Annotated in this window: 20 protein-coding genes and 1 pseudogene; 9 read left to right on the top strand and 12 right to left on the bottom strand. The window is 71.2% G+C overall.

The features are described 5' to 3' along the window. Positions 1–314: 314 nt before the first annotated feature. Positions 315–2,090 carry a serine/threonine-protein kinase gene (locus GA0115234_RS24200; RefSeq protein WP_237541673.1) on the top strand — a complete coding sequence of 592 codons (1,776 nt, stop codon included), beginning with the start codon at positions 315–317 and terminating at the stop codon, positions 2,088–2,090. 66 nt (positions 2,091–2,156) lie between these two features. On the opposite strand, the gene GA0115234_RS24205 is transcribed toward GA0115234_RS24200, so the two are convergent. Together GA0115234_RS24205 and GA0115234_RS24210 are read right to left on the bottom strand one after the other, a co-directional pair. Beyond that, on the bottom strand, positions 2,157–3,059 hold the full coding sequence (locus GA0115234_RS24205) for a serine hydrolase (RefSeq protein ID WP_093545363.1): 903 nt from the start codon (positions 3,057–3,059) through the stop codon (positions 2,157–2,159). After that, positions 3,056–3,958: a LysR family transcriptional regulator gene (locus tag GA0115234_RS24210; RefSeq protein WP_256088793.1), complete on the bottom strand. Its 903-nt coding sequence runs from the start codon at positions 3,956–3,958 to the stop codon at positions 3,056–3,058. Before GA0115234_RS24210 ends, GA0115234_RS24205 begins: the two co-directional genes overlap by 4 nt. 179 nt (positions 3,959–4,137) lie before the next feature. Between GA0115234_RS24210 and bla the strand changes: the two genes are divergently transcribed. Next, on the top strand, positions 4,138–5,091 hold the full coding sequence (bla, locus tag GA0115234_RS24215) for a class A beta-lactamase (RefSeq protein ID WP_093545370.1): 954 nt from the start codon (positions 4,138–4,140) through the stop codon (positions 5,089–5,091). Between the two features lie 43 nt (positions 5,092–5,134). On the opposite strand, the gene GA0115234_RS24220 is transcribed toward bla, so the two are convergent. Continuing rightward, entirely contained in the window at positions 5,135–5,902 is a 768-nt protein-coding gene (locus GA0115234_RS24220; RefSeq protein ID WP_093545415.1) for an N-acetyltransferase, read from the bottom strand. Positions 5,903–6,086: 184 nt separating this feature from the next. Here GA0115234_RS24220 and GA0115234_RS24225 point away from each other — a divergent pair, with 184 nt between their 5' ends. Further along, complete coding sequence (locus GA0115234_RS24225; RefSeq protein ID WP_093545373.1) at positions 6,087–7,886, top strand: hypothetical protein; 1,800 nt, start codon at positions 6,087–6,089, stop codon at positions 7,884–7,886. 46 nt (positions 7,887–7,932) lie between these two features. On the opposite strand, the gene GA0115234_RS24230 is transcribed toward GA0115234_RS24225, so the two are convergent. From GA0115234_RS24230 to GA0115234_RS24245, 4 genes and pseudogenes are all read right to left on the bottom strand, one after another. Then, the gene (locus GA0115234_RS24230) at positions 7,933–8,394 is read right to left on the bottom strand and encodes a MarR family winged helix-turn-helix transcriptional regulator (RefSeq protein WP_237541674.1); all 462 of its coding nucleotides are present in this window, start codon (positions 8,392–8,394) and stop codon (positions 7,933–7,935) included. Positions 8,395–8,544: 150 nt separating this feature from the next. Beyond that, positions 8,545–9,780 (bottom strand): annotated as a pseudogene (locus GA0115234_RS24235) (MFS transporter); the annotation flags it as partial. A gap of 271 nt (positions 9,781–10,051) precedes the next feature. Beyond that, complete coding sequence (locus GA0115234_RS24240) at positions 10,052–10,390, bottom strand: GNAT family N-acetyltransferase (protein ID WP_093545378.1); 339 nt, start codon at positions 10,388–10,390, stop codon at positions 10,052–10,054. Between the two features lie 40 nt (positions 10,391–10,430). Continuing rightward, positions 10,431–11,420, bottom strand: a complete 990-nt coding sequence (locus GA0115234_RS24245; protein WP_161275649.1) for a pirin family protein — start codon at positions 11,418–11,420, stop codon at positions 10,431–10,433. Positions 11,421–11,543: 123 nt separating this feature from the next. On the opposite strand from GA0115234_RS24245, the gene GA0115234_RS24250 reads away from it, so the two are divergent. Further along, a complete protein-coding gene (locus GA0115234_RS24250; RefSeq protein ID WP_093545381.1) occupies positions 11,544–12,047 on the top strand; it encodes a carboxymuconolactone decarboxylase family protein in 504 nt (167 codons plus the stop codon). Between the two features lie 37 nt (positions 12,048–12,084). On the opposite strand, the gene GA0115234_RS24255 is transcribed toward GA0115234_RS24250, so the two are convergent. From GA0115234_RS24255 to GA0115234_RS24270, 4 genes are all read right to left on the bottom strand, one after another. Beyond that, complete coding sequence (locus GA0115234_RS24255) at positions 12,085–14,223, bottom strand: AAA family ATPase (RefSeq protein WP_093545384.1); 2,139 nt, start codon at positions 14,221–14,223, stop codon at positions 12,085–12,087. After that, positions 14,220–14,924 carry a DUF4255 domain-containing protein gene (locus tag GA0115234_RS24260; protein ID WP_093545387.1) on the bottom strand — a complete coding sequence of 235 codons (705 nt, stop codon included), beginning with the start codon at positions 14,922–14,924 and terminating at the stop codon, positions 14,220–14,222. The genes GA0115234_RS24255 and GA0115234_RS24260 overlap by 4 nt, the downstream gene beginning before the upstream one ends. Then, positions 14,921–18,088: a DUF11 domain-containing protein gene (locus GA0115234_RS24265; RefSeq protein ID WP_093545390.1), complete on the bottom strand. Its 3,168-nt coding sequence runs from the start codon at positions 18,086–18,088 to the stop codon at positions 14,921–14,923. The genes GA0115234_RS24260 and GA0115234_RS24265 overlap by 4 nt, the downstream gene beginning before the upstream one ends. Positions 18,089–18,305: 217 nt before the next feature. Then, positions 18,306–19,031, bottom strand: a complete 726-nt coding sequence (locus GA0115234_RS24270; protein ID WP_093545393.1) for a helix-turn-helix transcriptional regulator — start codon at positions 19,029–19,031, stop codon at positions 18,306–18,308. Between the two features lie 204 nt (positions 19,032–19,235). Between GA0115234_RS24270 and GA0115234_RS24275 the strand changes: the two genes are divergently transcribed. From GA0115234_RS24275 to GA0115234_RS42415, 5 genes are all read left to right on the top strand, one after another. Then, complete coding sequence (locus GA0115234_RS24275) at positions 19,236–20,549, top strand: COG1470 family protein (RefSeq protein ID WP_093545396.1); 1,314 nt, start codon at positions 19,236–19,238, stop codon at positions 20,547–20,549. Positions 20,550–21,071: 522 nt separating this feature from the next. Continuing rightward, on the top strand, positions 21,072–22,601 hold the full coding sequence (locus tag GA0115234_RS24280; protein ID WP_093545399.1) for a phage tail sheath family protein: 1,530 nt from the start codon (positions 21,072–21,074) through the stop codon (positions 22,599–22,601). A 39-nt stretch (positions 22,602–22,640) separates the two neighbouring features. Further along, on the top strand, positions 22,641–23,081 hold the full coding sequence (locus GA0115234_RS24285) for a phage tail protein (protein ID WP_072486912.1): 441 nt from the start codon (positions 22,641–22,643) through the stop codon (positions 23,079–23,081). Next, positions 23,078–23,572 carry a hypothetical protein gene (locus tag GA0115234_RS24290; RefSeq protein ID WP_093545402.1) on the top strand — a complete coding sequence of 165 codons (495 nt, stop codon included), beginning with the start codon at positions 23,078–23,080 and terminating at the stop codon, positions 23,570–23,572. The genes GA0115234_RS24285 and GA0115234_RS24290 overlap by 4 nt, the downstream gene beginning before the upstream one ends. After that, the gene (locus tag GA0115234_RS42415; protein WP_176729256.1) at positions 23,569–23,727 is read left to right on the top strand and encodes a DUF6760 family protein; all 159 of its coding nucleotides are present in this window, start codon (positions 23,569–23,571) and stop codon (positions 23,725–23,727) included. The genes GA0115234_RS24290 and GA0115234_RS42415 overlap by 4 nt, the downstream gene beginning before the upstream one ends. Before the next feature lie 606 nt (positions 23,728–24,333). Here GA0115234_RS42415 and GA0115234_RS24295 read toward each other — a convergent pair. Then, positions 24,334–24,609, bottom strand: coding sequence for a hypothetical protein (locus tag GA0115234_RS24295; RefSeq protein ID WP_141718464.1), 276 nt, complete (start codon positions 24,607–24,609; stop codon positions 24,334–24,336). Between the last annotated feature and the right edge of the window lie 580 nt (positions 24,610–25,189).

The raw sequence follows: 25,189 nt of genomic DNA on the forward strand, positions 1-25,189 counted from the left end.
CACGGATGTGCTTGAGCGTCCGCAAGCGCCACCGCACGGGCCGTCCGACGGGCGGATCCGAACCCGACGGACCCCGTGCTCATGAGTACAGGACCGAGGCCGGGCGGCCGGCCTCTCGGCGCGAGTACGGGGACGGCGGCGAGGCGTCCGGTCCCGTCCCGGCGCGGAAGTCCTCACCCCCTCAACGGCGTTGTGTATCCCGCACGTTGACGCCCATCGATCCGGTCACGAGTTGTGCACCGTTGCTCCCCCCCCGTATGCGCATATGGCACAGTCGTGCCGTGGATGCACTGAGACCTCAGGACCCCGTGCGCATGGGCGCTTATCACCTTCTCGCCCGCCTCGGCGCGGGCGGCATGGGGCAGGTGTATCTCGGCAGGTCACCCGGCGGACGGCTGGTGGCCGTCAAGGTCATCCGCGACGAGATCAGCGACCACCCCGAGGCCCTGGCCCGCTTCCGGCGGGAGACCGCGACCGTCGAGGCCGTACGCAGCGCCTACACCGCGCAGTTGATCGAGGCCTCGCTCGACGCGCCCCCCTACTGGCTGGCCACCGAGTACGTGGCAGGGCCCACGCTGCGCGGCGCCGTCGGAGCGGGCGGCCCCTTCCCGCCGGACAGCGCCCTCGGGCTGCTCGCCGCGCTCGCCGAGGGACTGGCCGCGGTCCATGCCCATGGCGTCACGCACCGGGACCTGAAGCCGCACAACGTGATCCTTTCCCCGCAGGGCCCGCAACTGATCGACTTCGGGATCGCGCGAGGGCTTGAGCAGACGATCCTCACCCGGGACGGAATGGTGTCGGGGACGCCCGGCTACACGGCCCCCGAGGTCCTCCTGCGCAACGAGGTGGGCCCGGCGGCCGACGTCTTCGCGCTGGGCGCGACCCTCGCGTACACGGCGACGGGCCGGCCCCCGTACGGCACGGGCGAACCGGCGGCGGTGAGTTACCGGACCGTGCACGAGGACATCGACCTGGCAGGGGTACGGCCCGCGCTGGCCGAACTCATCCGTCAGTGCGTCGCCAAGGACCCGGCGCACCGGCCGGATCCGGGCGCCGTGATCGCCCGGTGCGCGGTGGACTCGCCACTGGCGTCGGACGCCCACTACCGGATGCTGGTACGCGCCGCCGGAGCCGTCCCCGAATCCGGGTACGGGTCCGCGAAGACGCCGCCCATGGCGTCCGGCCCGCACCTGGAGCCGGAGACGGGGACCGTCCGGGCGCCGGAGAGCGAGGACCGGACCCGGCCGACACCCCGGGACCAGGCCGTCGACAGGGCGGAGCGGGTCGAGGACGCCGTACCCACGGGGCCACCGGACACCGCACCCGACGACCAACCGGATCCGCGGCACCGACCCGGCCGGTCGTCGCGGGGCAGGGGCTGGCTCGCCGTCTGCGCGGTGGCGCTCGCGGTGCCGCTGACGGTCTGGCTGCTCCCGGAATCCGGCCCGTCCGACCGGAAGGACACCGGCGGCGCCCCCACGACGGAGACCACCACGTCCGGGCGGCCGGACGCGCCGCAGTCGGACGCGTCGCGACCCGCCACCAAGGGCCCGGCCGCCCGTCCGCCGGACCACATCGTGAACGACCGTGTCTCGCAGGACCGCTGGACCCTCTCCGACGAGCCGGAACAGGCAGCCCAGGGCATGGGCTCCTGCGATCTGTCCAGCCTCGCCGACTCCTCACCGCCGACGGGGCTGCAGTCCGCCGTCTCCCACACCACGGGTTCCGACACAGCCTCGCTGCAACTGCGCCCCAAGGACGCCGGTGAGGGGAAGAGACCCGCGCCGTACCACATATCCGTGGGAGTGCGGCCCCCGCACGAGACGGACCGTGCCACCGGACGGCCCCTTCGGTCCGTCAGCAAGGGCATCGGCTTCACCAGCAAGCCCGTCGACCTCTACTCCCGTTGGTCCACCGGCGGCACCCTCACGTTCAAGTACCCCGAGGACTTCCGTGCCCACTTCGGCGAACGCACCTTCGACGCGCTCCCGGTGGGGGACGACAGGGGCGACTGGACCGTGGTGCTGTACCACGTCGAAGGCGGGCCCACGAAGTACACATCCATCGTCTGCAACGGCTTCCACGCCTGACGCACCGCACTCGCCGAAGCGGATCGAGCCGTCGGCAGTGGCGTCCCCCGCAGCCGCGTCCGCCTCCTAGAGCTGCCGGAGGTGATCACGCAGGGTGCGGGCCACCTGTGCCATGAGGGCGTCGGCACCTGGCTGAACACTGGCCGGGACGCGTGATTCGGTCAGGACGGCGATGGCGAAGGCCTGGCCGTCGGAGTGCTCGACGACACCGATCTCGTGGCGGAGATTGAGCAGGGTGCCGGTCTTGGAGGACCACGTGGTGGCGTCGGAGCTGAAGTCGGGGGCGAGCCGGTGCCGGATGAGGTTGTGAGCCATCAGGCCACGTACGTGCTCCGCCACGTCGGGGTGGATCGCCGACGGCGTCCACAGGGCCTCAAGGAGCTCGACGTAGGCGCGTGCGCTGCCGCTGCTGGCACGGGTGGTGTCGAGCTGGGGAACCCGATGTCCGCGACCGCTGGTACCGGCGTCGATGGCGAGGGCCAGGGCGAGATGGGCCTGGGAGGCGTCGAAGCGTTCCAGAGGGGTGTCGGTGAGTTCGTCGAGACCGTGCCGGACGGTGATGCCGCGGAGACCGAACTCATGGAGCATGCCGGTGACCTGGGCGGGCGGGGTGAGACCGAACAGTACGTCGGCGGCCACGCCATCGCTCAGACAGGTGCTCAGATAGAGCAGGTCGTCGATCGCGACCCGGGCGGGGTGACGGAACCGGCTCAGCCCGGTGGGACCGGGGGTTCCGGTGCGCCCGGGGAGGACGTCGAGCATCGTCGCTCCGTCGAGTTCGCCGCGCCGGATGCGCTCCGCCGTCGCCAGCGCGAGCGGAACCTTGACCAGGGACGCGGCAGGCAGCTGGGTGTCCGGGGCGATTCCCACTTCGTCGCCGGTCTGGAGATCCCGCACCAGCAGACAGCCATGGAGTCCGCCCTCGTGCAGCTGCCGGCGCATGTCGCTCAGGAGCGCCTCGGTGCTCATGCCGCCGTCACTCCCGCACTGCCCGCCCCGGTGACCGCGCCCAGGCAGCGGCCGATGGCCTCGCCCAGCCGTGCCTCGATGTGCTGGGGATTGCCGCCCGCGGAGGCGATCAGCGCGAAGCCCCGGCCCAGGGTGATCTCGCCGACGGGCCGCCAGTGCAGCCCGAGTTCCTCGGCCTGCGCGGGGGAGCACAGCAGCAGATCTCCTGTACACAGCACTTCCGCCGCGGCAGCCGTCAGACCCGTTGCGGCAGTGAGCTGCGCGGGCCGCAGGCCGACCGCGTCCCGCAGCCGGGTCAATGGGTCACGGATGTGCGGTACGTCGTCCTCCGGCTGGATCCAGATACGACGGGCCGGACCCGGTGACGCCCGGCCGACCCGCAACGTCTCGATGTAGATGCGCCTCGCGCCGGGATCCCGGGCACCGGCGAGCCCGAGCGGCACGGACCACGTCGCCTCGTCCCCGGGCACCGCGAGCAGCGCCGCCCGCACCAACTGTGAGTGGATGAGCTCCCGTCGCTGCGCGGGCCCGGCGATTCGGAGGTCGAGCGTGATGCCGTGCTCCCGTGCCTCCGCGATCAGGCGGGCGAGCGAGGCCGTCGGGCAGAGGCCGGGCACCGCGAGCCGCCAGGGCTTGCACTTGGCGGCCTCCGCTTCGTGCAGCAGCACATCGGCCGCCTGTACGAGCTGTCTGGCCGCCGGAAGCATGTCCCGGCCGAAAGGCGTGAGGATGGCACGCCGCGACATGCGCTCGAAGAGCGGTTCACCGAGATGTTCCTCCAGGGCGGCGACGCGACGGCTCGCCACCGGCTGGGACATCCGGGCCGCGGCAGCCCCGACGGTGAAACCACCGTGCTCGCTGACGCTGACGAATGCCCGACACGCTCCGACCAGATCCACAGCCCGAACCCTAACGTCATGCCGGATCGGCATGAAACCACGCGTGGGCGTATTGGACCGCATGGCAGGGGGACGGTGAAGGTGGTTCCGGCACTCATGACCCAGGCCCCGGCACGGCGGCCTGCGTCCCATCCCCTATGCACGTGCCCCGTCCGCGGGGCCCTGGAGGTCCGGACACCATGCAGCAGCACAGCCCCGCCCGCCGCGCCCTTCTCGGTGCGCTGGCCGCGCTCGCCCTCGTACCGCTTTCGGCGTGCGGCGAAGCGGATCCCCGCCCCTCGTCGTCCCCCTCCTCGCCGGTGGCGTCCTCCGCATCCGGCGGGTCGACGGGGCCGACCGAGGGCGTGAAGCCGTTCGACGGACAGTTCAAGGAACTTGAGCGCTCATTCGGCGCGCGGCTGGGCGTCTACGCCGTCGACACCGGCACCGGCCGCGAGGTCGCCTACAACGACCGTGCGCGATTCGCCTTCGCCTCCACGTTCAAGGCATTCGCCGCCGGTGCGGTGCTGCGCAAGGACTCCGTGGACGGGCTGGACGAGGTGGTCACGTACTCCCGGGACGATCTGGTCAGCAATTCCCCGGTGAGCGAGAAGCACGTCGGGACGGGGATGAACCTGGGCGCCCTGTGCGACGCCGCCGTCCGCTTCAGCGACAACACCGCGGCCAATCTGCTCCTCGACCGACTGGGCGGCCCCCGGGGCCTGGACGCCGTGCTCGCCGGGATCGGTGACGACGTCACCCGGATGGAACACCAGGAACCGGAACTCAACCAGTGGTCGCCGGGAGCCATGGCCGACACCAGCACACCACGGGCGCTCGCGGGCGACCTGCGCGCGTTCGTCCTCGGGGACGTGCTCGGCAAGGACGAACGCGCACAGCTGACGAAGTGGCTGCGGGCCAACGCCACCGGGGACGAGCTGATCAGGGCCGGCATGCCCAAGAACTGGGTGATCGGCGACAAGACCGGAGCCGGCGGCACCTACGGCACCCGCAACGACATCGCCGTGGTGTGGCGCCCCGACGCCGCCCCGATCGTCGTGGCGATCCTGACGAACCGGCACAAGGAGGACGACGCGTACGACAACGCACTCATCGCACGGGCGGCGTCGGTCGTGGCCGACACGCTGTCGTAGCGGGCAGCACGCTTGAGCGGGGGCACCTGAGCGGGCAGCGTTCTCAAGCGGTGTGCGGCTCCACGCCGTGCCGGATCCAGACGTTGGGCTCGACGTAGACGGCGTGATCGTGCACGGTGTCGCAGTGCACCGGAGCCAGGGCGCCGGGCACGTCGACGTATCCGTCGCGGTCGAACGGCAGGCCGGTCCACTGCCGCCACTGGGCCAGTGAACCGCTGACCGTCATCGAGGCGGGAGCGACCTTCTCGATGGTGCCGCCCGCCCTGACGTGCACCCGTACCCATGGGTCGGTCGGCAGGCCGTCCTCCCGGCGCCGGCGGAGGTATTCGGCCATGGGGACGCGTGGGTCCAGATGCTTGGCCGTCGGACGCACCGGTGCCAACAGGGCGTCGTGCCCCTGCCGGGCGGCGGCCTGCCGCAGTGCGGCCAGCATGCGGTAGGACAGGCCCCGGCCGAGATAGTCGACGTCCAGCGAGATCTCCAGCGCGCTGGCCGCTGTCGGGGCGTGCCCGTACTGGCGGTCATGGAACGCCCACACCAGCACCCGGTCCCAGCCCTGGTCGGGCATCTCCTCGCGTCCGTCGGTCCCGGCGTCGAACGGCACACCGAGTCCGCGCGCGACGACCCGGTCGCCGTCCGTCGCCACCACGCAGTACTGCGGGAACTCCGCCGGAACCCGGCCCAGCAAGGCGCCCGCGACCGGGTCATGGGGGGTGAACACGGGCCAGGAATCGTTGATCTCGTAGACGCGCGGAACCAACGATGGACGCTCGGAGAGGGGGGTTATCCGGATGGTGTCGTTCTCTGTCACGACGGAGCACTCTGCCACAGACCAAGATCGCGCCCCAAGGCAATTGATCCGTCGTCCGCGAGCGGGCGGGCCCAGGAGTGGTGGGCCCGCGTCTGGGTCCGTCGGCCCTCTCGGAACTACGAGTTCCGCATCTACGCTGCCGGGGCAGACGGGGGCCGAGCGCGAGGCGCGGGGGGTAACAGACGTGTGGGCAAGGGGCGGTAGCGGAAAGAGGGCCGACCGTGGGCAGACCGGGATCGAGTATCTCGGCCTCATCACCGCGGTGACGCTGCTGATCGGCGCGATCGTGACCGTGAGTGTGTCGGCCGGACTGAACACGGGGTTCGAAACGGCCCTGTGCCGGCTGATGCAGGTCGCCGGAGGCGGCGGTTCCTGCGCCTCTGACAACGTTGCCGGACAGGGGCAGGGCCCTCCGGAGCAGCCAGGCTCCGACGCGGGGGACGGGGATTCGGACGACCCCGGAGAGGGGTTGATCCCCGCGCAGTCGCCCGCACCGGACGACCCGGACGAGAAGGACCCGTTCCAGCCCGCACGGTGTCTGCTGGCCGTGGACGACACGAAGGACACCGTGGTCGTCCAGATCCTCTTCATCAAGATCAGCCATTCGGAGCAGGTCAAACTCTCCCAGTGGTCCGACGGCTCGGTCACCCTGGAGCGGATGAGCACCACCGGCGGTGGTGTCTCGGCCTCGATCGGCGCGAGCATCCCCGGTCTGAAGAAGTGGGGCGGCGGCGCCTCGCTCAGCGGCAGTTACATACGCGGCAGCGGCAGCGGCGGCCAGTGGATGTTCAACACGCACAAGACGGATGACCCCGATGCCGACCTCGCGGCCAACCTCGAAGAGGCGAAGAAGTTCTCCGAATACCTCAAGAAGGCGGAGAAGTGCCGGAACAAGACCGGCCCGCGCGCCTCCGAACTGGGCATGATCTGCAGCTACCACGCCGACAAGGACAAGCCCGACGTGGATCCGGAGCGCGCTCCGGACGTCGACATCACCAGGACCACCACCGAGGCATCCGGCAGCGTCAGCTTCGGCGGCAAGTACGCCAAGAACGACAAGGAGGTCGCGGCTCTGCGGAAGACCATCGCCGACGAGGTGACGAAGAACAATCCGGGGGTCAAGGGCGAGGCCCTCGACAAGCTCATCAAGAACGCGCAGTCCAACAGCATCATCAAGGACGTGCCGGAGACCAAGAGTGTCGGCAATGTCTCCGCCGAGGGCGTGTCGGGGGCGCTCAGCAAGGACGTGGTCGTCATGCGTCACAAGACCGGCCCGGACTCGGGAAAGATCACCTTCGTCTACACCTTCTCGCTCAACGGCTCCGTCGGTCCGGGCGGCCAGGCGAGCGGGTCGCGGATGCAGCAGGTGGCCGTCACCTACGACGCGGAGGCGTACGACCGCGAGGAGAAGGCGGGTGAGGCGCACCATCCGCAGAAGATGAAGATCACCACGAGCCAGGAGAGCGGCGGCAACGAAGGCGTCTCCGTCAGCGGGGGCGCCAACGCGGGCCCGGTGACCATCGACGTGGGCGGGGGCGGCGGCGAGACGGAGTCGGAACTGCACACCGAGGCCGCCGAGCTGGATCTCGCCGATGAGAAGGACAGCGCAGCGGCCGAGGACTGGCTGCGCGGGCGCGGCAGCAACCCGGCCGACGAGGCGATGCCGTCACCCTCCTCCATGGCCGAGCCGCTCACGGAGGGCGCGTCCGCGTTCCGCCGCCTGCTGCACGACAAGGGGCAGTTGCAGCGGCTGGACTACAAGGTCAACACCGACTGGTGGAACGCCTCGCTCGGCATCGGATTCGGGCTCTCCGCAGGGCAGTTCAGCCTCGGCTTCAAGCTCTTCGGCATCGACATCACCCATGAGCACCGCCGGCAGTCCCTGACCGGCAACCCGACCTACGCGAGCGCACCGGGGCCGGACGGCACGCGTCCGTGGAAGGACTTCACCAACTGCTCCCGCACCAAGCCCATCACGACCTGACCGGCGGCTCCCGCGACCGGCCCGGCAGGGCCGCCGGGAGGAGGGCTCAGGGGCTCGGCGGGCGGTCCTGGATCGCTCGGGCCAGGGCCGGGAGGGCGACCCGCACCGCGTGCTGTTCCGGTTCGGTCAGTTCGTCGACGAGGTGCTGGAGGGCTCGGGCGCGCTCGGTGCGCCGCTGCCGGAAGACCTCCAGGCCGGTGTCGGTGGCCTCCACCAGCACCACCCTGCCGTCGCGGCGATCGGCGATCCGCCGCACCAGTCCCGCGCGTTCCATCCGGGTCACGAGCTGCGTCATGCTCGGCTGGGAGGCGCCCTCGGCTCGGGCCAGAGCGGTCAGCCGCTGGGGACCCTCCCGGCCCAGACGCCCCAGCGCGGAGGAGGCCGTGGCACCCAGTCCGCCCGCGGTGGCGCTCTGACGCACGTAACGGACCAACTGCTCCACGGCGGTCATCAGGTCCTCCGGTGGCACATCGGAGACCGGTGGGTCGACAGCAGCCCGCTTACGCATACCGCACATGCTAGCCAGCCGCCGACCTGGAGCAGGACGGCAGCCGGTCGGTACGCGTGGGCGTCGCACCAGGTCAGGGCCCTGCTCGACGGCGGCGGCAGTGGTTCAGGCCGGGGTGTCGCGCAGCTCTGCCAGGCTGCCCCCGGCCTCGGCCCCGGTGGCGGCGACGGGGGCGGGCGACGGGGTGGCGGGCTCGCTGCCGGCCGGCTGCTCCTCGGCCTTCCGCAGCAGGCCGTGGCCGGTGGCCAGGACGGGGATGGCCAGGAGGAAGGTGGCGGCGCCCAGGTAGAAGGGGACGCTCAGATCCGTGGCGTCGGCGAGCTTGCCCGCGACGAAGGGGGCCAGACCGCCGCCGATGAACCGCAGGAATCCGTAGGACGAGGAGGCCACGGGGCGCTCGACGGGGGAGACGAGCATGACGGCCTGGGTGGTCAGCGTGTTGTTGATGCCGATGAAGGCGCCGCTGACGATGACGGCCACGATGACGACCGTCGGGTCGCCGACACCGGCCGCGATGACGGCCATCACGATGCCGAGACCGAGCAGGTTGGCGTACAGGACGGGGGCGGTGCCGTACCGGGCCTGGAGGCGCGGGGCGAAGAAGACGCTGAAGGCGGCCACCAGCAGGCCCCAGGCGGTGAAGACCAGGCCGAGTTCGTGCGCGCTCAGCTTCATGGGGTACGGGGCGTAGCCGAGCATGGTGAAGAAGCCCCAGTTGTACAGCAGGGCCATGATGCCCATGGTCAGCAGCCCGCGGTGGCGCAGGGCCCTGAGCGGTGCGATCGGCGAGGTGGGGCGCGGGGGCTTGGGCAGCGAGGGCACGAAGGCGAGCGTCGCGACCAGGGCGATGGCCATCAGCACGGCGACGCCGAAGAACGGGCCGCGCCAGCTGATGCCGCCCAACTCGCCGCCCAGCAGCGGTCCGACGGCTATCCCGAGACCGAGCGCGGCCTCGTAGAGGATGATCGCGCCGCCGAATCCGCCGCTCGCGGAGGCGACGATGACGGCGAGGGAGGTGGCGATGAACATCGCGTTGCCCAGGCCCCAGCCGGCGCGGAAGCCGACGATGCCGTTGACGGAGCCGGCGGTGCCGGCGAGGGCGGCGAAGACCACGATGACCGCCAGGCCGATGACGAGAGTGCGCTTGGCGCCGAGGTGGCTGGATATCCAGCCGACGACCAGCATGGCGACCGCGGTCACGATCAGGTAGCTGCTGAAGAGCAGGGAGACCTGGCTGGGGGAGGCGTGCAGGTTCTCGGCCAGGGCGGGGAGGATCGGGTCGACCAGGCCGATGCCCATGAACGAGATCACACAGGCGAACGCCACGGCCCAGACGGCCTTGGGCTGTTTGAAAGGGCTGGCGGCCTGTCCGTGCTGTGTACTCATGCGCGGTTCTCTCCAAAGCGTCGAGAAGAGCTGACGCACGTGGCGGGCCATCCGCTCCACGGCGATGATCTGGCGTTCGGCCGGGGTCCCGGTGTCCATGACCGGCCCATCCATAACGGCATTATGCATCTGTGTGTAACGTGAAGCAATATGGTGCGGGCAAGCCGACGGCGAGCCCCCTGGGCGTCGCGGACCGGTTCGGGGAGGTGCTCGGTGCGGGTGTCGTCGCCGAACCGGTCCGGGCCCGCGTCGGGTGCGTCCTTCCGGCCGCCTACGGCCGTCCGTCCTTGAGCCACTGGAGGATCTCGGGAGTCACGGGGTCGGTGATGTCGGCGAACTCGTCGTGCTTCTTGAGGTACTTGGCCACGTAGGGGCAGACGGGAACGATGCGTCGGCCGCTGCCGCGTACGTCGTTGAGAGCTTCCGTCACGAGGATCGAGGCCAGGCCCTGTCCGGCGTAGGCGTCGTCGACCTCCGTGTGGTAGAAGACCCGCTGTCCGTCCAGGTCGCGGTAGACGGTGAAGCCCGCGGTCGCGCCGTCCACCCGGATCACGTAGCGGTGCCGTGCGTCGATGCGCTCCACGACGGGAGCGGCGGCGTTCTGAGTCATGGTGTTCCGAATCCTTCTACGGGTTGTGGGGGCGGGCGGTTCAGGGGCGCGACGGGTTCCCGCGCGGCTGGATGACGGCGTTCGGCAAGGCGGGTGCCGGGAGGCGGTCGCCGGCGTATCCGAGGACGGTGCCGAAGCGTTCGGAGGCGCGCTCCCAGTCCTCGCGCGCCCTGGCGATGTCCTCGTGGCTGCGGCCGATGAAGTTCCACCACATGACGATCTCCTCCTCGAACGGCGTGCCGCCGAGCAGCAGCAGCCGTGCCATGTCGTCGGAGGTGCTGGTGAGTGTCAGGGTGTCGGGGCCGGGGCCGACATATCCCAGCTCCGCCCGGAGTACGGGGGTGTCGCCCAGACGGATGGTGCCCTGGTCGACGAGGACGCCGTGCTCGAAGGCGGTGTCCACGGCGAGGGTGACGCTCGTGTGCGGGGCGAGGAGGAGCTCGGCGCCGAGCAGGGGGCTGAAGGTCCGTACCGGGGACGTGTCGCCGGCGAGCGTACCCAGGAAGACCCTGGCCTCACCCCCGTCCAGGTGGACGGGGGCGGGGACGTAGTGCTGGAAGGCGCGCTCCGTGTGCCGGTGTTCCTCGGGGAGAGCCACCCACAGCTGGGCGCCGTGCAGGATCGTGGTCCCCGGGGTCGAGACCTCCGTATGGCTGATGCCGTGCCCGCCGGTCATGAGGTTGAGCTCGCCGGGGCGCACGAACGCGTGGCTGCCCAGGCTGTCGCGGTGCTCGATCTCCCCGCTGAAGAGCCAGGACACGGTCTGCAGCCCGGTGTGGGGGTGGGGCGCGACATCCATGCCGCCCGTCTCGGCGACATCGTCGGGGCCGTAGTGGTCGGCGAAGCACCAGGCGCCGATCAGGGTGCGGCTCCGCTGCGGCAGGGTGCGCCGCACGGTCATCGCCCGGGGGCCGCCCAGCGGGACGTCGCGCGCGGAGAGCACCTCCACCCGTGCCGTCCCGTTGCCCTGCCCGTCGTCCACCGGGGCCGCGCGGCGGACCTCGCCCGGTTCCGTCTCGGCGTTGCTCACTGCTCGACACCCTCCGACGCAATTCTTGTTGGATATTCAACTATCATGCTTGGATCCTAGGGCACCACCGTCCGAAGTGCACGGCAACGCCAAGCGGGCCGGCACCGTCAGAAGGAGACCGGAGTGAGCGACACGACGACAACCCCGCGGGGGCGACGGGTCTTTGTCGACAAGCAGTCCCCGAAGCCGTACCACGCCCTGATCCAGACCTCCGAGGCCGTCCGCGCGACCGCCGCCGACGCGGGCCTGGACCGGGTGCTGGTGGAGCTGATCAACCTCCGGGTCTCGCAGCTCAACGGCTGCGCCTACTGCCTCGACGTGCACACCCGGGCGGCGCTCCGTGCCGGTGAGTCCACGCAGCGCCTCGGGGTACTGGCGGCCTGGCGGGACACGGAGGTGTTCACGCCCCGGGAACGCGCGGCGCTCGCCCTGGCGGAGGCGACCACCGATCCCGCCGACGCGGCCGCACAGGAGACCGCCTACGACGCGGCCCGCGAGGTGTTCGGCGACGACGAGATCTCCGCGGTGATATGGGTGGCGATCACGATCAACGCCTTCAACCGGGTCTCCATCCTCAGCAAGCATCCGGTACGCCGGGCACCCGGAACGTCGGCCCCGGGACGCTGACGATCCCCGGCACCCCTTCTCGCCGCGGCCCCTCCGCCTAAAAGCTGTCCCGCGGCCCCTGCGCACGGTCCAGCCAGGAGCCGAACTCGCTCTCCCGGACCAGCCGGCCGAGCTTGCGGTACTCCTGGAGCACCGCCGAGACGATCTGCTCCATGCCGAGCGGTCTCCCCGACTCCGCCGCCAGATAGGCGGCGGTCACCGCGCAGGCGCGGATCGACCCTCCCGCCAGCTCGAAGCGTCGCGCGCAGAACTCCAGGTCGAGCCCGGCTTCGCGGGGGACCGCGGCCCCCAGACAGCGGTCCCACAGGGCCAGCCGCTGCTGGGCGTCCGGCATGGGGAACTCCGCGATCACATCGAGACGCCGGGTGAACGCCTCGTCGAGATTGCCCCGCAGATTGGTGGTGAGCACCGCGATCCCGTCGAAGGACTCCATCCGCTGGAGCAGATAGGCCGACTCCACATTGGCGTGACGGTCGTGCGCGTCCTTCACCTGGGAGCGTTTCCCGAAGATGGCGTCCGCCTCGTCGAACAGCAGGATGCCATTGACGTCGGACGCCTCGACGAAGATCCTTTCGAGGTTCTTCTCGGTCTCACCGATGTACTTGTCGACCACGGTGGACAGATCCACGACGTAGAGCTCCATGCCCAGCTCCGACGCCACCACCTCGGCGGACATGGTCTTGCCGGTGCCGGACTCACCCGCGAACAACGCGATGATCCCGCGCCCCCGGCCGCCCCCCGGCCGCATCCGCCACTGCCCGAGCACCTGCTCACGGTGGCGGGCGCGCAGGGCCAGTTCGGACAACTCCCGACGGGTCGCGGCGGGCAGCACGAGATCGTCCCAGCCGACCGCCGGCTCGATGCGGCGGGCGAGCCGTTCGAGCCCCGCGCCGTTCTGCGCCCGGACCGCCGTACGCAGGTCGTGCACGTCCACCGAACGCTCCGCCAGGACGGCCAGCCGGGAGGCGACGACGGACGCCTTGCGCACCTGTTCGGAGTCGAGCCGGTAGGAGGCGGTGGCCTCGATCAGTTCCTCGTCGGCCGACGGGCTCCCGGCGGACACCCCGACCGCCGCGGCGGCCTCGGCGAGCGCCCGCCGCCACGTCCGCGCCACGCCCCCGGGACCGGGGGACAGGACCTGGATCGGCACCGGGCTCTCCCCGGTCCACAGCGGATCCCAGTTCTTCTTCCCGTACGCGGCCAGCGGAGCACCGGCGACCGCCGCGCAGAGGCCGCCGAGCAGCCGGGCGCGCTCGGGCCGCTCGGGCGCGAGCGCCTCCAGCGGCCCGAGGACGACCCCGCCGCCGCTCAGCCGGGCCTCGGCCGCCAGGGTGCGTACGGCCTCCGCCGGTTCGGGTAGGGCGGCCAGGGCCGCGATGTCGACCACCAGCGGACGGCGTCCGGCGGCGAGCAGCGCCTCGACCGCCAGCCTGCCGGGATCGCCTCCCCGGTCGAGCAGATGCACCAGGCCGCTGCCCGTGCCCAGCGCCGCCGCGACGCGCGCGACCTCCGGGCCGGTGTCCGGCTCCGCACCGGGTCCGACCGCCCGGACGAGACCGCGCAGTCTGCCGTCGATCTCGTCGTCACCGAGCAGATGGGCGGTGATCCGGTCCGGTACGCGCAACACCCGTGAGAGCAGCGGGCGTTCGGTCTCCAGGACCTCCAGCAGCCCGCCCGCGACCAGCGGGGCGGACGGCGAGAAGCGGAAGCGCCCGGTGCTCGCGGCGGGCAGTCCGCAGAGGTCGAGCGCCAGACCGATGGTGGGCCTGCGCCGAGTCAGGTCGTCGTTGAGATAGCCGTAGAGCCGCTCGAACCGGTGGTCGATGTCCGGGGCCATCGCGACCAGCAGGAGGTCGACGTCCAGCGGCACCAGGCCGAAGTCCTCGGCGAGCCGCCGGATCCGGCTCCCGGGCGGGGACTGCGGCGAAGGCCCGGAGCCGTACGCCGGTACGGGCGCGAACGCGTCGCGGGACTCCACGATCCGCTCCGCCGCCTCGGGGGTGAGGTACTGCCCCCGGTACGGATCGTCCGGATGCGGATCGGCGGCCCGCCGGACCGCCACGGCGCTCCGCACCCGCCGCTCCACGTGGATCAGCTGCTCCCAGAGGTCGTCGATGTCCGCCGTCGGGGCGTCGACCGGTTCACCGAGGACACGGGTGCCCTGTGCCGTGGTCATCGAGCCGCGCCTCCGCGCCTGCGCCGGCCGGGTGGCAACTGCCGTTCCCGTTCCGCCGCGAAGCCCTGTGCGCCGGGGTCGGACGCCCCGTCGTAGCGGAGCCGGCGTCCCGGTTCCGCACCCTCGCCGTCCCGTGCCGACGCGCTCCTCACCACCAGACCCTCGGTGACCGGCGGACCGGCGGCCGTCCGCTCACCGGCCAGCGGAGCCCACACCCGCAGATCGATCGCGGCCTTGAGCTCACCGCCGAGCGCGGACCACACATCCGAGGCGGACGGCCCGTCGGTACCCGGACCCGCCGCCTCGATCTCCACGGCCAGCCCCAGCTCGGCGAGGCTGCCCGTGTGCATGCGGGCGGGCAGCACGTCCGACCGTACGAGACAGCGCAACACCTCGGCGAGCAGCCGGTGTTCGTCCTGCGGACGATTGGTCCAGGCCGTCACCAGATAGGTCAGCTCGAACCAGCGCGGCGGGGTCCGCCAGCCGATGACCAGGCCCTGGTCGTCGTGCTCCTCGGCCGCGCCGGTACGGCGGCGGGTCGCGTCCTCGCGGATCCGGTGGAGGAAGACGCTGATCGTGGGGGCGTTGCGCCGGGCGGACCAGTCCTTCGTCGGTGCGTCGAAGACCAGGTCCACACCACTCTCCTGGAGGCCGGCGTCGACCAGCAACAGCCGCAGCCCCTCGTCCACTTCGTGGATCATCGGCGCCCCACCTCGTCCGGCGGGACGATGGTCCCGCCGACCACCAGGAAGGACGTGGTGACCGGGCTGAACCCCGGCCCACGGGCCGTGATCGTGCGCGGCCCCGTCTGGTCCTTCGCCAGGATCAGCAACTGCGCGATGAACGTGCGGTCCCGGCGCGGGAAGGCGGGCGGCGCGGCCGCCGTGATCCCGGGCTTCCAGCTCAGCTTCACCGGTGCTCCGGGCGGGAAGTCCTTGCCCCGCACGGAGGTGACGAACCCCGGCTTGCCGACGGCGGGCACCGCGACGATGCGGGGCTGGAGGATGCGCAGCGGCTTCCTGGACACGTTGTCACGGGGGTTGGCGTCCGTGCCGGTGGTGGTCAGCCTTCCGGTGATGCTCGTCGTCAGCGCCCGGTCCGGCTTGAGCACGACCCGGACGACCGTGGAGGCGCCGGGTGCCAGGTCGGGCAGTGCGCACGCCCCGGCGGCGCAGCCCGCCGGAAGCGGACCCGCCGGGATCCGCGCGGGCAGTCCGAGCTTCAGCCGCAGACCGGTGGCGAGCGCGTTCCGGCCGTTGCGCACGGTGTACGTCACCACCACCCGGCCGCCGACGTAGCCGGGACTGGGCTGTGCGCGCACCGTGACGCCCGGTCCGGCCTTCGGCGCGGGCGGCTCGGGGGCCGGGGGCCTGGGCCGCGAGGTCGAAGGAGACGGGGTGGGCGTCGGTGTGGGAGGCGCGTCCTTGACCGGGACGGTCGTGCCGCCGGCGTTGTCCGTGGGGTTCGGGTCCACCACGGCTCCGTCGACCGACCAGCCGATCTGCTGGTCCCCGGCCGTCACCCCGGTGAACCGGGCGGTGACCTCCACGCTGGTCCCCGGCCGGAGCACACCCAGGTCGCACTGGGGCGAATCGGCGGCACAGGACCCGGTCGGGGTGGTGAGCTCCTCCAGGCGCGCGCCGGGCGGGGCGTCGACGGTCAACGTGGTGCCGGGCGAGGGCGCGGGACCCTTGTCGGTGACGGTGACCGTCACCGATACGGAGTCACCGACCTTCACCTCGGGCCCGGTGGGCGGTGCGGTCAGGGACAGGTCGACCGACTGCTGGAAGGCGGGCTCCTTCTGCCGCCCGGCCAGCCGCTCGCCGAACGGCGTCAGGGTGCCGGAGGCGAGGTCCAGCATGGACAGCTGCTCCTGGGAGGCGGATTCGGCCTGACGGCGCGAGCTCAGCACCAGCCGCCCGCCATCCGGTGACCAGGCCACGTCACGGGGCTGGAAGGGGCCGTTCGGCGGGGTGTCCGGCAGTTCCTGGCGGCAGGCGTCGGGGTTGCCGCCCTGGACGGCCGGGAGTGCCACCCGGCACTCGTCGCCGCTGAGCGAGGTGATCAGGATGCCGCCGCGGCCGCTGTTCTGGTCGTTGCCGCCGTCCTTGCGGTTGAAGGCGATGCTGGTGCCGTCGGGGGAGAAGGCGGGACTGTCGTCGATCTTCTTGCACTCACCGGGGCAGATCGTGGCGCTGAGGTCGCGCTGTTGGTCGAGCGCGTTCACCGGCGCGGTCCAGATGTGCTTGATGCCGCCCAGGCCCCGGATCACATGGTTGCGGGTGAAGGCGAGGGTGGTGCCGTCGGGCGACCAGGCGGGCTGTGCGTCCTGCCCCGTCAGCTGCCCGGCCGGCGGCACGACCTTGCCGATGATCGCGCCCGTCGCGACGTCCGCGACGAGGACGCTGCTCTGCCCCGCGTTCTCGCCGACCCCGCCGGGCGAGGTCCTGGTGAACGCCAGCTTGGTGCCGTCGGGGGAGAACGCCGGGTCGGTGTCCCAGTCACCGGGGTTGTGTCCGGCGAGCCGCATCGCGGCCGCGTTGCCGCCGTCGGCGTCGGCCAGCCAGATCCGTTCGGAGCGCGAGCCCTTCTCGCCCTCGAAGCGGGTCACGACGATGCGCCGGCCGTCCGGGGTGTAGCTCTGCCGCTCGGTCCACGGGTCGTAGTCCTTCCCCGGGTTGAACAGCAGGTCCGCGTTGCCGGTGGCGTCCGGGTCCTCCCACAGGACGGGGATCCCGAGGTCGCGCGGGTCCGAGCCGTCCTGCCGGACGTCCTGGAGCGTCGCGACAACCGTCTTGTCCTCGTTGTCGTTGTTCGGCCTGCGCGACGTCTGCCGCGAGACGATGACGGTCCCGGTGTCCAGTGGGCCGGTCCAGGTGGGCGATTCGAGCTTGCGGCTCTCGTCCAGCTCGGTGGTCGGCGCGGCCGTGGCGAAGGCGGTTGCCCGGTAGACACGTTCGTACTGGCAGGTGCAGTCGCGGCCGAGGAAGAGCAGGCTCTCTCCGTCCGGCAGCCACGCGGCCGAGCGGGTGCGCCAGGTCGCCTGTCCGCCGCCCAGCAGCTGGCGGTTGGTGCCGGGGCGGCCCTCGGTCACCCACAGTCTCGGATCGTCGGTCTCCCTGGTGAGGGTGTACGCGACCTGGGCGCGGTGGGCGTCGTCGTCCACCGGGTTCCACGCCGGCTCGGTCGCGCTGCCGCCCTCAGCGCCCTGGTTCTCGCTGACCACCACCGCCGAGCCGCCGTCCACCCGCCGCTCGTAGATGAGCCCGGCGCCCTCGTAACCGGAGTCGCAGGAGTACGCGAGGTGGGTGCCGTCCGGGGAGAAGGTCGGGGAGGTCTCGTTGTTGGGGGTGTCGGTCAGCCGCCGCAGACCGGTGCCGTCCACGCCGACGATCCACAGCTCGCGCTGGACCGTGCCGTCCGCGTCACGTTCCGCGGAGTCGAACGCCACGGTCCGTCCGTCGGGGGAGAGTTCCGGGTGCGCGGCGTCCCGGTCGCTGGTGAGCTTGCGTACCGCTCCGTCCGCCTCGCGCACGTACACCTGCGGGCGGACGCTGTCGCGCAGGCTGGTGAAGACCATCACATCGCCGCGTACGAAAGGGTCCTGGTCGTAGTGGGCCGGCCCGTCCCCGAACAGCGGGTCGGAGTTGGTCGTACTGGTCACCCTGCCGATGCTGCGGTGCTCGGTCCCGGCGTAGGTGATGCGCCCGGCGTCGACCGGGGCCTCGTCCGCGGCCGCGGCCAGCCGTGGCGCACCCTGAGGGGCGGAAGCGGAGCCCGCCACCAGCAGCGGGGCCAACAGCATCACAGCGCCCACCAGTCGGCCCAGCCTGGTATGCCGGGCAGGGCCAGCAGTGCCGGTCACGGCCCACCTCACAGTCCTGTTGGATGACTCTCCAGGACAAGCATCATGCCTGCGAAGGGGCAGCGACAGGTCCGTAGTACCCGGACCGGGGGAAGCGGCCGTTGCCCTTTGCGGCGCCCACCCGGCCACCCCGCCCGGCCGCTCCGGCCAGGAACACCGACGGGCCCCCTCGCCGTCACGTCCGAACGGCCGTCCGCGCGGGGGCCCGAGGCGGGACTCAGATGAGTCCGTGCCGCATGGTGTAGCCGACGGCGTGGGCCCGATTGCGCAGTTCCAGCCGGGTCACCACCTCGTGCAGGACGTTCTTGACGGTGCGTTCGGAGTACGAGGTCTTCTGCGCGATCTCCGCGGTGCCGTAGCCCTCCGACACCAGCCTGATCATTTCCGCCTCCCGGGTCGTGAGGGTGGAGAGCGAGAGCCCCCGGGGATCGAGGACCGTGCGCTGGAGGCTGCTGACGTGGTCGAGGAGCTTTCCGAGCAGGTCGCCCGGCAGGACCCCTTCGCCGTTCGCCATCGCCGTGACCAGGTGGACGAGGCTGTCCTGGTCGGCCTCCCCGCGCCTCAGCACGGCGGCGACCCCGCACTCGATCATGGTCTGGAGCGCGCCCGATTCAAAGAATCCGACGACGAGTCCGGTGCGGGTCGAGGTGTTGCGCTGGAGACGCTGCAGGAGCTGGATGGTGCGCTCGTCCACCATGTCCACCACGACTAACGAGACCTGGGCCCGGTCCGCCTCGGCCTCGTCCATCAGCTCTATCTCGGGCCGGGGGCGTATCTGGTGGACCACCCCGGTCCGCAGGATCAGGTCCTCCGCGTACACAGCGACGGAGACCCTGCCCTTGGGGGCCTCCTTGGCGCTGCCCCCGGCGGAGCGCTCCGATGCGGCGGGCCGGCGGTACTGGCCGCGGTCAGCCGCCCTGTTCATCGTTTCTGCTGTTGTCATTCGATTGCGTGCCTGTCTTCCTCAGATGCTTTCGTCCGATACGCCTGTTGCCGCACTCGCCGGCGCCGGTCTCCGGCAGGGTGAACGGGCCCGGGGGAGGGTCGCCGGGACATCGTGGTGTTGTGCCCTCAGGGCACCACCCCTGCCCGTTCGTTGCCCTCGCGTCTCTGCTGCGGAGCCACGGGGGTGGCCTAACGTCGCATCGTGACCACATCTGCCGAACTCGAAACGCCTACGGTGACGGTGTCGCCCGGCGCCGAAGCGACGACGACACTGACCGTGCGCAATGACGGCGACATCGTCGAGGCGTACACCCTCGAAGTGGTCGGCGACTGCGCCGCTTGGAGCACCGTCGAGCCGGCGCGGGTGTCCCTCTACCCGGGCACCTCCGAGGTGGTGACCGTACGGCTGGCGCCGCCCCGGTCCCACGAGGTCCGGGCTGGTGAGATACCTCTGGGTGTCCGTGTTCTGCCCACGGAGCACCCCGAGTCGGTGGCGGTTCCCGAGGCCACGGTGGTCGTCGCGCCCTTTCATGAGCTCCGGGCCGAGCTCGACCCGCGACGGCGTTCCGGCTGGCTGGGCGCCCGGTTCCGTACCTCGGTGCAGAACCGGGGGAACACCGCGGTCGATGTCTCCTTCGCCGGCAAACAGGCGGGTGAGGAACTCCGTTTGGCCTTCACCCCGGGCCAACGGCGCCTGGAACCCGGCGAGTCCGCCGAGGTGGGGTTGCGGATCCGGGCCCGGAAGCTCATCTGGTTCGGCAAACCGGTCACCTGGCCGTTCGAGGCCGAGGCCACCGAGGGCGCCGAACGGGACACCGACGTCGAGCAGGCCGGGCGGTCCGAGACGCTGCCCGGTGAGTTCGCCCAACTGCCGGTGCTGCCCAGGTGGTTGCTGATCGTCCTGGCCGCGCTGCTGGCGCTGCTGCTCGCGTGGTTCGCGCTGGTCCGGCCCGCGGTACGGAGCACCGCGAAGCAGGCGGCGCACGAGGCCGCGCAGGAGAAGACGCCTCCCGGTGACCGACAGGGTTCGGCAACAGGGGGCGGCACGGGAGACCCAGGTGGTCAGGGAGACGGCAAGGGGCAGGGCAAGCCGAACGGGTCCGGAGGCTCCGGCTCGGGAGGTTCCGGTTCGGGCTCGGGCGGCGGAACGGGCGGTACCGAGCAGAGCTCGGCGACGATCGATGTGCAGACCGGTTCCGGGGCCCAGAAGAAGGGGATCTACCGGGTTCCCCAGGGGAAGGTGTTCGGAATCACGGACATCGTGGTGGCGAACTTCCAGGGCGACGAGGGAGTGCTGACCATCTCCTTCGGGAAACGGAAGATCACCACCATCGCTCTGGAAACCTTCCGCAACCAGGACTACCACTGGGTCACCCCCATCGAGATCCAGGAGAACGACACGGTCACCGCGTCCGTGACCTGCGCCAAACCTGGCACGCCGGCGACCGGAACCCAGGCCTCCGAATGCCATCAGGTGCTCAATGTCAGCGGTGTGCTGAGCGATCTCGCACCATAGGAACAAGGCGCCCGGCCTCCTGCTTCCCCCATGAGGGACGAGAACAGCAGAAATCCCGACCGAGGGAAACCCGGCTTGCCGATCTTTGGCAGTTTCCTTCTCCTGTGCACATTAGAGGCCATGCGGGCCGTCCGGGTTCCGCGATGTACGCACTTGCTGAGAAGTTTCCGGCCACAGCCCTCTCGGAGCCCTCCGGAAGGACACTTGGCCTGGTCAAGGATCGGATTCGGTCGCCGGGTCCCGAGTGGATGACCGGGGCCCGCGAATTCTGGCTGGTTCTTGTCTGTTCCCCAGCCGGAGGACGTCTTCCGGAAATCCGAAGTACACCTTGCTGTCACACGAGCGGGAACGGGAGATGCGGCGGCCGCCGCGACCGGGTCCGCAAGGGGAAGGGATTCCCGTCCCACGGGTGCCCGGGAAGGCAGCACCCTTGCCCCGTGTCCAGGACTTTGAGACCTACTGTCCGCCGGAGCCGCCGAGGAAGACTCGACGGCGAACGAATGACCACGCGAAGGAGCGAGCATGCCGTCGTACCTCACCCCCGGTGTATACGTGGAGGAGGTGCAGTCCGGAGCGCGGCCCATCGAGGGAGTCGGCACCGCGGTCGCAGCCTTCGTCGGTTTCGCGGAGACCGGTCCCTTCCACCAGCCGACGCTGGTGACCAACTGGGACCAGTACGTCCAGACCTTCGGCACCTTCACCGCCGACACGTACCTGACGCCCGCGGTCTACGGCTACTTCGCCAACGGTGGCGGCGCGGCCTACATCGTGCGGATCGGTGGCCCCGCGCAGGACTCGGGTCAGGGCTCCGCCGCCGAAGCGGCACCGCCCGCAGCCATCGGCGGTTTCCTGGTCTCCGCACGGCCCGGTACGAGCGGGGACCTCTCCGTGGAGGTCGCCGACGCCGAGGGTGAGAACCCGCCGGAGGATCGGTTCCGGCTGCTGGTGCGGCAGGCCGGCAAGGTGGTGGAGACCTACGACGTCTCCACCCGCAAGAACGTCAAGGGTTACCTGGTCGCCCAGACCCGCCAGTCCAAACTGATCCAGGTCATCGAGCAGCCCGGCGCGACCCCGACCCGCCCCGAGAACCAGACCCTCCCGCTCGCGTCGGGCGCGGCCGCCCCCGGAGCCGGGGTCGCCCGGCTCGACCCGGCCGAGTACGTCGGCGACGCCGCCGCCCGTACCGGGTTCGCGGGTCTTGAGGCGATCGACGAGATCACCATGGTCGCCGTCCCGGACCTGATGAGCGCCTACCAGCGCGGGGACATCGACGCCGACGGCGTCAAGGCCGTCCAGCTGGCGGTGATTTCGCACTGCGAGCAGATGGGCGACCGGGTCGCCGTCCTGGACACCCCGCCGGGCATGAACGCCCAGCGCGTCCGTACCTGGCGCAACGACGACGCCGGTTACGACTCGCGCTACGCCACCGTGTACTACCCGTGGCTCAAGGTCTTCGACCCGGCGACCGGCCAGAACTCCCTGGTGCCGCCGAGCGGTCACGTCGCCGGCGTCTGGGCGCGCAGCGACGGCGAGCGCGGCGTCCACAAGGCCCCCGCCAACGAGGTCATCCGCGGTGCGCTGGACCTGGAGATCCGCCTCAGCAAGGGCGAGCAGGACCTGCTCAACCCGATCGGTGTCAACTGCGTACGCGCCTTCCCCGGGCGTGGCATCCGGATCTGGGGCGCCCGTACCCTCTCGTCCGACCCGGCCTGGCGCTACCTCAACGTACGCCGCCTCTTCAACTACCTGGAGGAGTCGATCCTCCTGGGCACCCAGTGGGTGGTGTTCGAGCCGAACGACGACCGCCTGTGGTCGAGCATCCGGCGCAACGTCACCGCCTTCCTCACCGAGGAGTGGCGCCGGGGCGCCCTCTTCGGCCGCACGGCCGAGGAGGCGTTCTACGTGAAGTGCGACCGCGACAACAATCCGCAGGAGTCGATCGACCTCGGCCAGGTCGTCTGCGAGATCGGCGTGGCCCCGGTGAAGCCCGCGGAGTTCGTGGTCTTCCGTCTCGCGCAGTTCTCCGACAGCACCAGCCTCGTCAACGAGTGACCCAGCAGGGTCCGCAAACAGAACAGGTGACACAGAGTCATGGCAGAGGGCGATGCTCTTTCCACCCACGTCTTCGGCGTGCAGCTCGGCGGCTATCTCGTCGAGTCGATCCAAGAGATCAGCGGCCTGACCGTCGAGGAGGAAGTTGTCGAGGTCCGTCAAGTGACGGCCGAGGGCAAGCAGATCATCCGCAAACAGCCCGGCGCACGTCAGGCGGGCGAGGTGACGATCACCCGCGGACTCGACAAGAGCAGTGAGTTCACCAAATGGATCAAGGAGACGCTCAACAACGGGGCCGTCGACACCGCGCGCCAGAACCTGACCATCGAGATCAAGGACTCGAAGGGTGAGACGGTCCGGCGCATCCAGCTGATGCAGGGCTGGGCCAGCAAGTGGGAGGGGCCCTCGCTGAAGGCCGGCGAGTCCAGCGCCGCCACCGAGTCGGTCACCATCACCTTCGAGGAGATCGTGGTCGAATGAGGCGCAGGACCGTTACGTCGGGCGGGCTCGACGAAGTCCTCGACACCCTCGCAGCCACCCCGCCCGCCGCACAGGAGCCCGCCCCCGCGCCGCCCCCGGCCCGCGACCGTGACCAGCCGGACCTGCGCACGGAGTTCGAGTTCGAGCTCCCGCGCGGTTACGTCGACGACGCGGGCCAGGTCCACCGGCGCGGCTCGATGCGGCTCGCGACGGCACGGGACGAGCTGCGCCCGCAGATCGACCTGCGGGTGAAGGAGAACCCGGCGTACCTGAGTGTGGTGCTGCTGAGCCAGGTGATCACCCAGCTCGGCACCATCACCGATGTGCACGCCGGGGTCGTCGAGCGGATGTACGCCACGGACGTGGCGTTCCTCCAGGACTTCTACCGCCGGATCAACAGCGAGGGCCACACGCACGCCGCGGTGACCTGCCCGCTGTGCCACGGGGCGTTCGAGGTGGACCTCTCGGGTGGGCGCCTGGGGGAATCGTGACGTACGCGCTTCCCCGGTTGCGGGAGGAGATCGCGTACGTCGCCTACCACTTCCATTGGCAGCGAGAGGACATTCTCGACCTCACCCACGCCGAGCGTCAGGAGTGGGTGCGGGAGATAGCGCGGATCAACACCCGCGTCAACGAAGGCGGGTGATCGTGTGGGGTTCGGAGACTGGTTCCGCCGAGGGGACCGGCAGCGGCCCGGAACGCCTCCGCAGGGCGGGACCGGGCACGCTCCGGAACCGGAGGCCGATCGGGGCGACAGCGGCGCCGATCGGCCGGGTGGCGACTGGGACGGTGGCTGGCGGCAGGTCGCACCCCCGGCGGTGACCGTCGCCCGCTCCTCGATCGGGGTGAGCGACGGCCTGCGGTTCAGGGACGGCCTCGCCTCGTGGCAGAACCTCGCGTTCGGGAGCGAACTCGGCCATGCCGTACTGCCGTCCGCGCCGGTGGGCCTCATCCATGGCGTCACCCGTCCGGGCAGCGCGCGCTCCGAGTCGCCCGGCGGTCCGCTGCTGCTGCGTGCCGCCCGGACCGGGGCGGAGGAGGAAGCGGAACCTGCGGTGGGCCCGACAGCGGCCACGGCGGGCAACGCGGCCGGAAGGGGCAGGACCGGCGGGCGGCCGGGCTCTGCCACCGTCCAGCGGTCGAGCGGTACGACGACGACCTCGTCCCGCTCTTCGTCCTCGCGTTCCGCTTCTTCCCGTTCCGCTTCCTCGGGGAGCGCGGCGTCGGTTACGGCTCCGGGCCCGGGTCCGGCTTACGCGTCGGCCTCGCAGGAACAGGCGGATACCGCACCAGAACCGGTCTCGCTCCAGCGGGCCCGGCCCGCCGCCGTACGTCCGCGGCGGACCGCCCCACCCCTGATCATCGCCCGGCGCCCGGCGATGGCACTGCGGCGCATCGACGGGATCCTGCCGGCCACGGTCTCCGCACCGGCCGCCACCGTCGCCGCCACCACGACGGTGCAGCGGGACGCGTCGCCGCAGGCTGCACCCGTGCGGCCGGACGGTTCCGGCGAGGCTGCCCCCGCCATCCCGCCGGGCACCACACCACCGGCGGACCGCGCCACCAACCGACCCGGCGCTCCAGCGGTGCGACCTGCCCTGGGCCGGCCCTTGAGTGAACTGCCCGCCGGAGCCGTGCCTTCCGTCCCGGCAACGGGGAGCGAGGTCGTCCCGTCCGCTCCGGAAGGGCCTCAGCCGGCGGTCATGCCCGTGATCCAGCGCCAGGCATCCGATGCGACGAACCCTGCGGTGACGACCACACCATCACGGGAGACACCGCAGCCGTCGGTGCGCCGGCCATCAGGGCGCCGGCCGTCAGCGGACCAGGCTTCGGTACGCCGGCCTTCGGTACCTGAGGCCCGGTCCACGGGATCCCAGTCCACGGAATCCCGGCCTCCGGGAGTCCGGTCTCCGCAGACGCCGCAGTCCGACAGGGCCGGCTCGCAGGCTCGTGCCCGGGGCGGTATCGGCACACCGCTTCCGTCGCTCCCGTCGACGGCCCGGCTCCAGAGCGACGCACCGCTGCTCGGTGACCGACGTCGGACGCAGAGGGGAACCACGGGCCCGCAGCAACCCACGACAACGGCGGCCAATCCTGTCACGCCCGCG

It is taken from the genome of Streptomyces sp. DvalAA-43, from assembly GCF_900091725.1.
Classification (GTDB): Bacteria; Actinomycetota; Actinomycetes; order Streptomycetales; family Streptomycetaceae; genus Streptomyces; species Streptomyces pulveraceus.